Origin of the sequence: Gemmatimonas sp. (assembly GCF_036405635.1) — a bacterium.
Taxonomy (GTDB): Bacteria; Gemmatimonadota; Gemmatimonadetes; order Gemmatimonadales; family Gemmatimonadaceae; genus Gemmatimonas.
On record NZ_DASWXE010000097.1, the window covers coordinates 1 to 13,190 of the forward strand.

The 13,190-nt window shown below is 65.7% G+C and carries 14 protein-coding genes; 11 read left to right on the top strand and 3 right to left on the bottom strand.

Annotated features, from left to right (window positions below):
* Positions 1-825 (bottom strand): LssY C-terminal domain-containing protein (locus VGE27_RS08295; RefSeq protein ID WP_331049182.1); only part of this gene is annotated, 825 nt, incomplete at its 3' end.
* A 120-nt stretch (positions 826-945) separates the two neighbouring features.
* Between VGE27_RS08295 and VGE27_RS08300 the strand changes: the two genes are divergently transcribed.
* The 11 genes from VGE27_RS08300 (at position 946) to proC (ending at position 11,319) form a co-directional block, all read left to right on the top strand.
* A complete protein-coding gene (locus VGE27_RS08300) occupies positions 946-2,214 on the top strand; it encodes an MFS transporter (RefSeq protein WP_331049183.1) in 1,269 nt (422 codons plus the stop codon).
* 158 nt (positions 2,215-2,372) lie between these two features.
* Positions 2,373-2,813 carry a YciI family protein gene (locus VGE27_RS08305; RefSeq protein ID WP_331049184.1) on the top strand — a complete coding sequence of 147 codons (441 nt, stop codon included), beginning with the start codon at positions 2,373-2,375 and terminating at the stop codon, positions 2,811-2,813.
* A gap of 41 nt (positions 2,814-2,854) precedes the next feature.
* Entirely contained in the window at positions 2,855-4,147 is a 1,293-nt protein-coding gene (locus tag VGE27_RS08310) for an RNA polymerase sigma factor (RefSeq protein WP_331049185.1), read from the top strand.
* Between the two features lie 92 nt (positions 4,148-4,239).
* Positions 4,240-4,569 (top strand): metalloregulator ArsR/SmtB family transcription factor, encoded by a 330-nt coding sequence (locus tag VGE27_RS08315; RefSeq protein WP_331049186.1) that lies wholly within the window; start codon positions 4,240-4,242, stop codon positions 4,567-4,569.
* 33 nt (positions 4,570-4,602) lie between these two features.
* The gene (locus VGE27_RS08320) at positions 4,603-5,064 is read left to right on the top strand and encodes an SRPBCC family protein (protein WP_331049187.1); all 462 of its coding nucleotides are present in this window, start codon (positions 4,603-4,605) and stop codon (positions 5,062-5,064) included.
* Positions 5,065-5,144: 80 nt separating this feature from the next.
* A complete protein-coding gene (locus VGE27_RS08325; protein WP_331049188.1) occupies positions 5,145-6,356 on the top strand; it encodes a sensor histidine kinase in 1,212 nt (403 codons plus the stop codon).
* A complete protein-coding gene (locus VGE27_RS08330; protein WP_331049189.1) occupies positions 6,337-7,032 on the top strand; it encodes a LytTR family DNA-binding domain-containing protein in 696 nt (231 codons plus the stop codon). The genes VGE27_RS08325 and VGE27_RS08330 overlap by 20 nt, the downstream gene beginning before the upstream one ends.
* Entirely contained in the window at positions 7,029-8,291 is a 1,263-nt protein-coding gene (locus VGE27_RS08335) for an ABC transporter permease (RefSeq protein ID WP_331049190.1), read from the top strand. Before VGE27_RS08330 ends, VGE27_RS08335 begins: the two co-directional genes overlap by 4 nt.
* A gap of 121 nt (positions 8,292-8,412) precedes the next feature.
* Complete coding sequence (gene proB, locus VGE27_RS08340; RefSeq protein WP_331049191.1) at positions 8,413-9,237, top strand: glutamate 5-kinase; 825 nt, start codon at positions 8,413-8,415, stop codon at positions 9,235-9,237.
* Positions 9,234-10,517: a glutamate-5-semialdehyde dehydrogenase gene (locus VGE27_RS08345; protein WP_331049192.1), complete on the top strand. Its 1,284-nt coding sequence runs from the start codon at positions 9,234-9,236 to the stop codon at positions 10,515-10,517. Before proB ends, VGE27_RS08345 begins: the two co-directional genes overlap by 4 nt.
* Positions 10,518-10,521: 4 nt before the next feature.
* The gene (proC, locus tag VGE27_RS08350) at positions 10,522-11,319 is read left to right on the top strand and encodes a pyrroline-5-carboxylate reductase (protein ID WP_331049193.1); all 798 of its coding nucleotides are present in this window, start codon (positions 10,522-10,524) and stop codon (positions 11,317-11,319) included.
* A 35-nt stretch (positions 11,320-11,354) separates the two neighbouring features.
* On the opposite strand, the gene VGE27_RS08355 is transcribed toward proC, so the two are convergent.
* Positions 11,355-11,801 (bottom strand): hypothetical protein, encoded by a 447-nt coding sequence (locus VGE27_RS08355; RefSeq protein ID WP_331049194.1) that lies wholly within the window; start codon positions 11,799-11,801, stop codon positions 11,355-11,357.
* 60 nt (positions 11,802-11,861) lie between these two features.
* The coding region (locus VGE27_RS08360) for an MBL fold metallo-hydrolase (RefSeq protein WP_331049195.1) at positions 11,862-13,190 on the bottom strand (1,329 nt) is incomplete at its 5' end.

Here is a 13,190-nt window from a genome sequence, read left to right on the forward strand (position 1 = left end):
AGCGCGCACGAACGTCTCGAAGTCTGAGCGCGTGGACATGCGGGCCGGTGTATCCCAGCCGGCCGCGACAAACGCCGCTTGCACCTGCGCGTCGGTGCCCACGAGCATGACGTTCACGAAATCACCTGGCCCACGTCCGCCGGCCGTGAGACCGCGCGCCGGCAATGACTGCAACACGGCGACCGTGGCGGCATCCTGCACCAAGTCGGCCGGTGGTGCGTAGACCGGCCATGAGGGAAGCGTCAGCGGTTGCTGAAGCCCGATGGTCAGGTCGGTGCCTGGCGGAAACACCACACGGCGATGTCGTTCTTCCGCCTCGCCGCGCACGGCCGTGAACAGCAACGCGCCGGCAATGGGATCGACCGAGCCTAGCAACAGGGTGGACCACGCCGTGCGCGACTTGAGCAGGCTCACCAACGGTGGGCCAAGAATGCGGCCATCGTCGTCGACTGTCTCGCGCGCATTGTCCACTGATGTCACGACCGCATCGATGAGGAGAGAGGCCGTGGACCGCGTCGTGTCGGGGACCAATGTCGTGAAGTGCACACGTACCGTGCGGCGCGCCCCGGCCAGTCGCTCCACGCCCACGTCGTCCACCGTGCCGATGACATGTGCCCCCGGGGCGACGGCGATACGGCCATCGACCTTCACCGGTGTGAGCACCATGGCGCGGATGGTGCGTCCCCTGAATGCGTCATGTGACTCGAGCGAGTCCAGCAACCGCACGGTCACCGCCGCTCCGGCAGGCAGCTGTTGTGCTCGCCCGGGAAGCGCCGCGCCCAGCATCACGACTGCAACAACCGCTGCCTGCCGGAGGAATCGCACGAGTGTTGCACTCCTGTTGTACGAGTGGTGCGTGACACAGGTCGGGTGAGACGTGTAGGTACAATGTCGTCCTGGTGCGCATCGGCGTAAGTTGGCATCCCCGTTCCTCTGGACCATGCAATGACCTGGAAGCAGAAGACAGCGCTTTTTCTCGGCAGTCAGGCGCTGTCGCTGTTCGGCACCGCACTCGTGCAGTACGCCCTGATGTGGCACGTCACCCTCGCCACGAAGTCGGGGTGGCTGATGACGATCTATATCCTGTGCGGATTTGTCCCCGCGTTCCTCGTCTCGCCGTTTGCCGGAGTCTGGGCCGACCGCATGGACCGGAAGCGGCTCATCATTCTCTCGGACGGCAGCATCGCCGTCGTCACCCTGTTGCTCGCGCTGGCGCTGCGCTCAGGCCAGAACGTGCTGTGGCTCATCATGATCACGGCCGGCGTGCGCGCGATCGGACAGGCCATTCAGCAGCCGGCCGTGGGCGCCCTGTTGCCACAATTTGTCCCCGCCGATCAGCTGGCGCGCGTGAACGGCATCCAGAGTACGGTGCAGTCGGCCACGTTCTTTGGTGCGCCCATGCTGGCCGGCTTTCTGATGTCGGTGTGGCCACTCGAGTACGTGTTCCTGCTCGACGTGGGCACGGCCGCGGTCGCCATTGGCCTGTTGGCGGCATTCCTCAAGGTGCCGCCGCACGAGAAGGCCGGCGTGCCGCAGACGGTGTCGTACTTCGACGATATGCGGCTGGGCTTCGACTACATCAAGGCGCACCGATTCCTGGTGCCGTACTTCAGCTTCGTGGCGGTGCTGCTGGTGCTCGTGGCGCCGGCCGCGTTCCTCACGCCGCTGCAGGTGGTGCGCACCTTCGGCTCCGACGTGTGGAGACTGACGGCCATCGAGATGGCGTTCTCGGTGGGCATGATGACAGGTGGTGGCATCATGGCGTGGTGGGGTGGGTTCACCAACCGCATCCACACCATGGTGCTGTCATCGGCCATCATGGCGGTGTGCACCGCGCTGCTGGGGCTCATGCCCAACTTCTGGGCCTATCTGGTGCCGATGGGCATCTTCGGCGTAGCGCTGCCGCTGTACAACGCCGGCGCCACGGTGCTGCTGCAGGAGCACGTGGAACCCGACTATCTGGGGCGGGTCTTCTCGATCTTCACCATGCTGCAGACGGCCATGATGCCGCTGGGCATGCTGGTGTTCGGTCCGCTGTCCGAGTACGTGCGCATCGAAACGCTGCTGCTGGTGACGGGCATCGCCATGGGCGCGCAGCTCCTGTGGGTCATGAACGACCGCACGCTGATCGAGGCGGGGGTGCCGATGGAGCGGCCTGCTGAGACCGACGCGGCTTCGGGGCCGAAGCCTGAAGTCGAGGCCGGCTCGGCGTAGCGGAAGGGCAGCCGGAACCGACCATGAAAATTCTTTCGAACGGTTTGTCGATTTTGATGTTTGCCGTTCGACGCCCTTGTGTAGACCGCTGAACACCTGCTGCCCGACGCCTCGTCGGGCAGCCCATACAGGTTCCTAAACTCTTTGAGGACAACATCATGCGCGTCATGGTCATCGTGAAGGCCAGCCACGAGAGCGAGAACGGCATCATGCCGAGCACCGAGCAGCTGACGGCGATGGGCAACTTCAATGAAGAGCTCGTCAATGCCGGGATGATGCTGGCGGGCGACGGGTTGCACCCCAGTGTGCGCGGCAAGCGGGTGCGGTTTGAGGGCAAGAAGTCCATCACGGTTATCGATGGTCCGTTCGCCGAAACAAAGGAGCTCATCGCCGGCTTCTGGATCTGGAAGGTCGCGTCGATGGACGAAGCGATTGCCTGGGCGCGCCGCATCCCGGCAGAAGAGGGCGTGATTTCCGAGGTGGAGCTGCGCCCGTGCTTCGAGGCGGAAGATTTTGGCACCGAGCTGACGCCCGAACTGCTCGCGCAGGAAGACCGGCTGCGGGCGACCGTGGAAGCACAGCAGGCGAAGCAGGGATGACGGACAACGCGCGGACCGGCGACGGACTCTCCGACCAAGGAATGTCCGACGAGGTCCAGCGCGCCGTGGCGGCGATCTGGCGGGCCGAATCGGCTCGTCTGGTCGCGGGCCTCATGCGACTCACCGGTGATGTCGGGACCGCGGAAGATCTCGCACAGGACGTGTTGATGGCCGCGCTCACGCAGTGGCCTGGCGATGGAATTCCCGACAATCCGGGCGCGTGGCTGATGCGAAGTGCTCGGCATCGTGCCATCGATGGCCTGCGGCGCGACCAGCTTCTCGAGCGCAAGCACGCCGAACTGGCCGTGCAGCTTGATGCACATCAGCGCGCCCACCCCGAGAACGCCTGGGCCGACGCTCTGGATCAGGAAGTGGGCGACGATGTGCTGCGCCTGCTGTTCATGACCTGTCACCCGGTGTTGTCAGTGGACGCGCAGGTCGCGCTCACGCTCCGGTTGGTGGGCGGCCTCACCACGCCGGAAATCGCCCGGGCCTATCTCGTGCCCGAAGCCACGATCGCCCAGCGTATCGTGCGCGCCAAACGCACGCTGGTGGAATCGCGCGTACCATTCGAAATGCCGCGCGGGGGCGCGCTGGAAGATCGGGTGGCCTCGGTGCTGCGGGTGCTGTACCTGGTGTTCAACGAAGGTTACGCCGCCAGCGCCGGTGCCGATTGGATGCGGCCCGCGCTGGCCAGCGAAGCATTGCGTCTGGCCCGCCTGCTCGTGCAGCTCGTGCCGCAGGTCTCCGAGGTTCACGGACTGTTGGCGCTGATGGAGCTGCAGTGGTCTCGTGCCGATGCGCGCACGGCTCCTGATGGGTCGCCCATTCTGCTCCTCGATCAGGACCGTGGCCGGTGGGATCAGCTCGCGATGCATCGCGGTTTGGCGGCGCAGGCCCAGGCCGAAGCACTCACCGGGACGCTGGGGCCGTACGCGCTGCAAGCGGCGATCGCGGCCTGTCATGCACGGGCGACCACGGCCAGCGCGACCGATTGGGTGCGCATTGTGGCGCTGTACGACGGCCTCGTGGAGCTCACCGGGTCGCCGGTGGTGGAGCTCAACCGGGCGGTCGCCGTGTCGATGGCGTTCGGTCCCACCGAGGGGTTGGCGCTGCTGGCGGAGCTCGCCGAAGATCCCGCGCTGCGCCGCTATCACCTGCTGCCGGCGGCCGAGGGCGACATGCTGGAACGCGCCGGGCAGCCGGACGCCGCGATTGGTGCCTTCCAGCGCGCTATGACACTGGCGGAAAACGCTCAGGACCGCGCCGCCATGCAGCGCCGAATAGAATCACTGTCACTAAAGACCTCGGCCACTAACGCGCCAGTGGCTTGAAGTAATTTATCATATGCCACTTCAACACGGCATCTGACCGCTTACTAAAGCGTCTGCTTGACTTACCCTCCCAGGGCGTGATACTCAAGCCAATGCTTCAACATCCCGATCTCGATCAGCTCCTGCACGCCATCGCCGATCCGTCCAGGCGCGCCATCACGGAACGCCTGAGCACCGGACCGGCGGCCGTCAGCGACCTCGCCAAGCCACTCCGCATCACCCTCGCGGCGGTGCTGCAACACGTGCAGGTGCTCGAACGCGCCGGCGTGGTGCGCACCGAAAAGGTCGGCCGAGTGCGCACCTGCCAGCTCCAGCCAGACGCCTTCCGGTCGCTGGAACAGTGGATCGCCGACCGTCGCCTGCTGTGGGAGCGTCGCTTCGACCGACTCGGCCAGCTGCTCGACGAGCCCGACGCCGACTGATTGCCTTTCCCCGCTTCTTTACTCGAGACTCCCATGGCCGTCGCCCACGCCTCGTTCACCGTCAGCCGTACCTATACCAAGTCGCCCGCTGTGGTCTTCCGGGCCTTCTCCGATCCCGCCCGCAAGCGGCGCTGGTTTGCCGAAGGCGAAGGGTCGACCGTCGAAGACTTCACCACGGACTTCCGTGTGGGTGGCAGCGAGCGCACCAGCTTCCGCATGGCCGAGCCGCCGATGGCCGGCACGGTGATCACCAACGACACGGTCTTCATGGACATCGTGCCCGATCAGCGCATCGTGCTGACCTACTCCATGAGCATCCACGGAGCTCCCATGTCGGTCTCGTTGGCCACGTTCCAGTTCGAGCCCGCGGATGGTGGCACCCGCCTCACCATGACCGAACAGGGGTGCTTCTTCGACAACGCCGACGGCCCTGTCATGCGCGAGGAAGGCTGGGGTGAACTGCTGGACGCCCTCGGCCGTGAAGTGACCGGCTGAATCGGGCCGTTCACCGCGTGAACCGCACCGGTTACCGAATCCGCTTGGAGGCCGGTGCGTAGGGGCAGTAACCTCTGCCCATGCTGCTGCCACTCCCCTTCCGCCTCCGCCGCGACGCCAGTGCGATTGTGGGCGAGATGCCGCTCTCGCCGATGCCGCGCGGTGTCGTGGCGCTGCTGCACGCCGGATACTGGGTCATGTATCTGCTGCTGCTGGCACTGATCTTTGCACTGGTTCAGGCGCAGGCGCGCAGCCCCATGAGCCTCGTTAACCTGCTGTTCCAGTCGCGGATCGGGTTCCAGCTCATCGTGCCCAATGTCGTGGCGTTCTACATCGCCTACGGCTTTCTGGCGCCCCGGTACCTCGCCACCCGGCGCTTCGGCGCCTTCATCCTGGGTGGCCTGCTCGCCCTGCTGTCGGCATCCGCCGTGAGTCTCGCGGGCGTGCCCTCGCGCATTCTGGACGCGTCGTCGATTCACATTGCCGCCAATCGCATCACGCCGTTCCTGATGGCCACCGGGGGGATCGCGGCCATTCACGTCACCATCGCCACGATCATGCGCGGGTTCGTGGGCTGGTACGATGACTTCGCCGAACGCGATGCCCTGCGCCGCCGCACCACCGAAATGGAAGTCGCGCTGATGCGGGCCACGCTCGACCCGCACTTCCTGTTCAACACGCTCAACAACATCGACACCCTGATCACGCGGGCCCCCGAGACGGCGTCGCTGTACCTCACCCGTCTCTCGGAGTTGCTGCGGTTCGTACTGTACGATTCGCGCGCGGATCTGGTGCCGCTGGACACCGAGCTGGCCTTTCTCGACAAGTACGTCGCGCTGCAGCGGCTGCGGCTGCGCAATCCCGACACCGTCACGTACGCAGTGCGCGGCAACCGGCAGGGCAGCCTGATCGCGCCCATGCTGCTGGTGCCGTTCGTGGAAAATGCGTTCAAGCACGCCTCCGGTCAGAAGACGACCGGTGCCATCGCGATCGACATCGCCGTGGATGGCGCATCGCTGCACTTCACCTGCGCCAACCGCTACGACCCGGCGCGCCGCGATCAGGCAACTGCCCTTGGCACCGCGCTGGCCGGTGGGCTCGGCAATGATGTCATCCGCCGCCGTCTCGAGCTGCTCTACGCCGGACGGTTTACGCTGCAAATCGACGACGCCGACGCCGTCTACTCGGTGCATCTCTCCGTGCAACTCGCCAGCGTTCCGGCATCGTCCGAGTCGCTGTTCGCGTCCCGCCAGTCCACCCCGACGGCTTTGCATGCGCTGTCTCATCATTGAAGACGAGCCGCTCGCGGCCGAACGCCTCGCCGACTACATCGCCCGGCTGCCGCTGCTGCAGCTCGTGAACACATTCGACAACGCCACCGATGCCATGGCATGGCTGATGGCCAATCCCGTCGACCTCGTGTTCCTCGATATCAGCCTGGGTGGCATGTCGGGTATCGAGCTGCTGGAAACGATGACGGTGCACGGCCAGGTCATCTTCACCACGGCGCACCCCGAGTTCGCACTCAAGGGCTATGACCTCAAGGTCGCGGACTACCTGCTCAAGCCGATCACCTTCCAGCGGTTCGTGCAGGCCGTGGAGCGCGCGCAGTCGCTCCGCCCCGTGGTGGACGCCCCTGCCGAGCGGGGGTTCATCTTCGTGCGCACGGAGTTCCGCCTGGAAAAAGTGCGCCTGGTCGACGTGCTGTATATCGAGGGCGACGGTGACTACCGGCAAATTCACACAGCGCAGAAACGTCTTGCCACGGCGGAGACGCTGACTGAGCTGGAAGCGCGCCTGCCGGTCGATCGCGTCTGTCGGGTGCACAAGTCCTACATGGTGGCGCTCGACAAGATCGACGCCGTGGAGCGCGACCGCATCAGCATCCGCAACAAACTGATTCCGGTATCGGCCACATACCGGGACCGCTTCTATGCCCTGATCGGACATGGGGCGCCCCCGCGATGAATGGCGGCAGCTCGGTCACCAACGTCCTGGCGGCGGCCGTCGTGGGCATCGGTTCGCTGCGCGAAAATCCGCTGCGCACCATCCTGTCCACGCTGGGTGTGATCATCGGCGTGGGCGCGCTGGTCTCGGTGCTGTCGCTGAGTGATGCGATGCAGCGCTTCGTGCGCGGTGAGCTCTCGCGCACCACCGATCTGCAGAACCTCACCATCCGCGCGCAAACGCAGGTGATGCAGAACGGCGTGAACGTCCCGGTGCGCCACTATCCGGTGTTCACGCTGCGCGACCTCGACGACATCCAGCGAGACATCACGCCGCTGCGCGGTGCGGCCATGACGCTCGGCGGCTCGGCGCGCGTCACCTATGCCCGCACCGGCAATCAGCGCCAGGTGAACATCACCGCGGCCACGGCGGGTGTGGAGCAGATCACGCCCCCCAACCTGCTCGGCGGGCGCCTGTTCACCGCCAGCGAAGCCTCCCACAATGCGCCGGTCATCGTGCTGTCGCATTTGCTGGCGTCGGAGCTGGCGGCCGAACGTGGCATTCTTTCCCTGCTGGGGAGTTTCGTGCGCGTGCACGGCATCCCCATGGAAGTCATCGGTATCCACGCGGCCTACAAGGGCGAGCGCGGGTACTCCGCCACCGTGCCCTACGCCGCGGCGAGTGCATTGCTGGGCGGCTCGACCTCGTTGCGCACCCCCACCATCCTGCTCAAGGCAGAGTCGGTGGAGGATGTGCAGCGTGTGAAGCGGGACGTGGAGGACTGGTTGGCCACGCGCTACCGTGACTGGGAAACGTCAGTGATGATCTCCACGCGGGAAGGCACGCTGGAGCAGGCCATGCAGGGGCTGGTGGTGATGAAGCTCTTTCTGGGAGCACTGGCCGGTATTTCGCTGCTGGTGGGGGGCATTGGCATCATGAACATCATGCTGGCCAACGTGACCGAGCGAACCCGTGAGATCGGCATTCGCAAGGCGATCGGAGCCCGGGCCCGCGACATCCAGTGGCAATTCCTCACCGAGGCCGTGGCCGTGTCATGCTTCGGCAGCACCGCCGGCGTCATCCTCGGCGCCCTGATCAGCGCCGGGACGCTGGTGGGCATTCGGCGCTGGGTGGGCGCGGAGCAGATGGCCTTCACCATGTCACCCAGCACCGTGCTGGTGGCCGCCGCCGCGGCGGTGGCCATTGGTGTGATCTTCGGGACGTACCCCGCACGACGCGCCGGCCGCCTGAGCCCCATCGACGCGATCCGGCACGAATAGCCGGTACTCCGCTGCTCGGCGTCCCGGCGAATTCGCGGCTCGCCCCTGCCTCGTCTGGGCAGTCCCGGGGGCGTCTCGCCCGACTTGGTTCGCGGCCCGGTATCCGTTCAGATTGCGATACATGAGCAAGTCGCAGACGGAGACCAAGAGCACCCAGGGGATGCGCCGCTGGGTGGTGAAAGCGGGCAGCAACATGGTGCTGAGCGGCGGTCCGCTCCTGCTGCGCACGTGGATGCAGCAGGTCGCGCAGTTGCGCCGCGAGCACAACATCGAAGTCATCTGGGTGACCTCGGGTGCCATCGCGTCGGCGGCAGACCGCGTCCCGTCGGCGCGAGTGAAGAAGAACCGCACGCTGTCCGAGAAGCAGGCGCTCAGCGCCATCGGCCAGCCGATGGTCATGGACCTGTACAATCTTGCCCTCAACGCCACGGGGCTGCTGGGTGCGCAGATCCTGCTCACCTACGACGACATCGCCGACGATCAGCGGCGGCGCAACTTTCAGAACACCGTCGAGCAATTGCTGGCGTGGGATGTCACGCCGGTGCTCAACGAGAACGATGCGGTGGCCACCGAAGAGATCAAGTTCGGTGACAACGACAGCCTGTCGGCGCGCGTGGCCTGGGTGACGCGCGCCGAACGCCTGCTCATCCTCACGGACGTGGCCGGGCTGTACGACAGCGACCCGCGCAAGAATCCCGACGCGCAGCGCGTGACAAACCTCAAGCGCGTGACGCAGGAACTCCTCGACAGCACCGACAAGGGCAGCGGTTCATCGCGTGGCACCGGTGGCATGTACTCCAAGCTGAGCGCCGCACAGCTTGCCGCCGAACATGGCGTGGAAACCTGGCTCGTACAGGGCGACGTGCCCTCGGTACTGCTGCAGGTGGCGAACAACGCCGACGTGGGCACCCGCATCGACGCGATGCGCCGACGGAGCGAAAAGTGAGCCGCGAGATCAGCCACGGCGCGTTCTCCGTCGACGAGATGACGGCGCAACTCAAGGCGCTGCGCAGTGCGGCACGTCGATTGCGCGCCACCAGCAGCGATGCGCGCAACGCCGTGTTGTTGCGCGCCGCCGACCTGCTCGAGCAGCGCGTCGACACGGTGCTTGCTGCGAACCAGGAGGACCTCGCCGCCCTGCCCGATTCGGCCGACAGCGCGTTCCGTGACCGACTGTTGCTCACGAACGCCCGCGTGTCGCACATGGCCGTGAGCTTGCGGCAGGTGGCCGCGCTGCCCGACCCGGTGGGCGAAGTGGTGGATCGGCAGACCCTCGCAAACGGTCTTGCGGTGCGTCGTGTGCGCTCACCACTCGGCGTGATTCTCATGATCTTCGAGTCACGCCCGAATGTGGCGGTGGAAGCCTTCTCGCTGGGCTTCAAGGCCGGCAACACGATGATCCTGCGCGGCGGCAAGGAATCCGCACGCACCACCGCGGTGCTCTACACCCTGCTCGGCGAAGCACTGGCCGAAGTCGGTGTGGGGGCCGATTGCCTGTGGGGCATCGCGAATCCCAATCGCAGCATCGTGGAGTTCCTGCTGCAGCAGAAGCAGTGGATCGACGTGGTGGTGCCGCGTGGTGGTGATGCGCTCATCGACTACGTTTCACGCACCTCGTCGATTCCCGTCATCAAGAACGACCGCGGCATGTGCCACGTGTACGTGCACGAAGACGCGGACCTGGCGATGGCGGCCGCCATTGTGCTCAACGCCAAGACCCAGCGCCCGGGTGTCTGCAACGCGATGGAGACGCTGCTCGTACACCAGCAGGTCGCAGAGGCGCTGCTCCCGGCGTTGCAGGCGAACATGCCACAGGTGCGGTGGCAGGGGTGTGAGCGGTCCCTGGCGCTGCTGACGCCCGATGCAGACAAGGTCTCGCCAGCGACGACCGCGAGCTGGGACACCGAGCATCTGAGCCTCGTGATGAACTGTCGTGTGGTCGATTCGCTCGACGAGGCGATGGCGCACATCGAGACGCATGGATCGCGGCATTCAGAGTCGATCATTACCGCGGCAGCAGAGACCGCCCATCGTTTTCAGCAGGAGATCGATGCCGCGGCCGTGTACTGGAACGCGTCCACCCGCTTCACGGACGGTTTCGAGCTGGGGCTGGGTGGTGAGTTGGGGATCAGCACGCAGAAGTTGCATGTGCGCGGTCCGGTGGGGCTCAGGGAATTGACCAGCGTGCGCTGGTTGATGGATGGAACCGGACAGACACGGGGTTGAGGCGATGAAGATCGGCATCATCGGCATGGGCAAGATGGGCGAGGCGGTGGCACAGGGCCTCGCGAAATACGGCGTGGAGGCCACCCTGCGCGGCTCCACGCGCACCGAAGAGAGTGCCGCCGATGTGCGTGAGCGCCTGGGCATCGCCTGCACCACCAACAACGCCGAAGCCGCGCAGGGGGCTGAGATCGTGCTGTTGTGCGTGAAGCCGCATCAGGCGGAGCGCGTGCTGAGTGAGATCGCGCCGGTGCTCACGCCGGATCAGCTGCTGCTCTCCATCTGCGCATCCATCACCACGCACCAACTGTCGGATTGGTCAGGCGGCAAGGCCACGGTCATTCGTGCGATGCCCAATACACCGTGCCTGATCGGCGAAGGCATGACGGTGTTCAGCGCTGGTGCCGGTGTGCGTCCGCAGCAGCTCGAGGCGGCGGAGCGCATCTTCGGTCCACTCGGACGCACGGCCGTGGTGGAAGAGTCGCTGATGGACGGTGTGACCGGCCTCAGTGGCTGTGGCCCGGCCTATGTGTACCTGATCATCGAGGCGTTGAGCGAAGCCGGCGTGAAGATCGGCTTGCCGCGGGAGACGGCCACGCTGCTCGCCGCGCAGACGCTTGCCGGTGCCTCGCGCATGGTGCTCGAGCGCGGCGTGCATCCCGCAGCGCTCAAGGACGAAGTCACCACGCCGGCCGGCTGCACCATCGACGGGCTCATGGCGCTGGAAGACGGTAAGCTGCGCGTCACGCTGATCAAGGGCGTACTGGCCGCCACGGAACGTAGCAAGAGCCTGCGCGGTTCCTGAGCGCGGAACGCCCCCCGCATCTACATCTTCGATATCTACATCTTCGATGCGGGGCGCAATACGGTGGTGAGATCGGCCTGCACGATGCGTTGACCGTCCACGGTGGCCACACCGCGCGTCCGGCAGATGCCGCGCCGGAACTGCAGCAGGTCCACACGCAATGACAGTTCGTCACCGGGCAACGCGTCGCCACGAAAGCGTGCCCGGTCGATGCCCATGAAGTAACCGATCGCGTCGCCGCCGCCGTCCACCAGGCCGGTGAGTACGGCGGCCGTGAGTTGGGCGAGCGATTCCACAATGAGCGTGTGTGGCATCGCACGACGTACGGGATAACCCGGCATGCCCACCCGCACACCCACCGTGCTCCACTCCGAGCCGGTCACGAGCTTGGCGCCAAGGGCGTACTTCCCGGGTTCGACCGCATCGATGCGATCGAGCAACAGGAACGGATAGCGATGCGGAAGCAGTGTCAGTGGATCCATGGCGACCTCCCTACCCGCGAATGCACACCATGGTCCCTCGCATGGCATCCGATGCCGCGATCACCGTGCATGCGCAATCTTGTGCGTGAGTCCGGAGGACACCACGGGGGCCTGCTGCGCCGTGGACCACGGAATCGTTGGCCACCACCGCTGCTGCACGCCCATCGCTTCCGGTTCGATCATGGCGCCGGGTTGCGGCATGGCCACCGTCACCTGCGCGGCCTCTGCCGCCGCGACCACGCGCTCAATGGGCTCGGTCCATCCGTGCAGAGCGAGATCAAACAGCCCCCAGTGCACTGGTAGCATCACGCGCCCCCTCACCAGCTGGTGCGCCTCGACGGCCTGCTCGGGACCCAGGTGCACATCGGCCCAGCGCGCATCGTATGCACCGGCTTCGATCATGGTGAGATCGAACGGCCCGAGCCGGGCGCCAATGTCGTCGAACTCCTCATGCATGGCTGTGTCGCCACTGTAGAACACGCGATGCGCTGATGAAGCAATGGCCCACCCAGACCAGAGCGTGCGATCAGCGTCGCCCAGTCCCCGGCCCGAGAAGTGACGCGCTGGTGTCGCGGTCAGCGTGAGTTGTCCCACCCGTGTGGCCTCCCACCAATCGAGTTCCGCAATTTCTGCCGCCGGAACGCCCCAGGACTGGAGGTGCGCCCCAACACCAACCGGTACCACCCACCGTACATGCCGCTGGCGCAGCGCCTTGACCGTGGGCATGTCGAGATGGTCGTAGTGATCGTGTGAGATCACCACGACATGTGGATCGGGCAGCTCATCCAGCGCGAGTGGTGGCGCGTGAAAGCGCTTGGGTCCCATGAAGCCGAACGGCGAGACACGCTCTCCCCACACCGGGTCGATGAGCACACGGGAGCCATCGATTTCCAGCAGCAGCGTGGAATGCCCCAACCAGGTTACGCGCAGACCGGACGCCGGGATGTTCTCATAGTCCGCCCGATGACGCACCTGCACCGGCAACGGTGCCGTCGGCACCCGATACGCCGATCCACCGAAGGCAAAGGCCACCAGCGTCCGCATCATGGCGCTATCCACCCGGGGCAACGGGTTGACGAAGCGGTCAGCACGCCACTGCCGCGACTTGGTCGCTCTGGTGAGGCGTTCACCTTCCACGACACCCCCGAGTGCGTCGCGGGCCGACCACCACAGCCCGAACGACCCAACCAACGACATCAGGAACAGCGTTGCCAGGACGCGCCCGAGCAGCCGGCGCACCCCAAGCCTCTTCCGCCGTGGTAGTATTCCCTGCACGCCACCTCCGTTCTGCCAGGCTGATTGCCCAATGCGCCGTCGTCCGATCTCCATCGCACTGAAGTTCCCGTTGCTGATCACGGGGATCGTGCTGACCATGAGCGCGATGCTGGT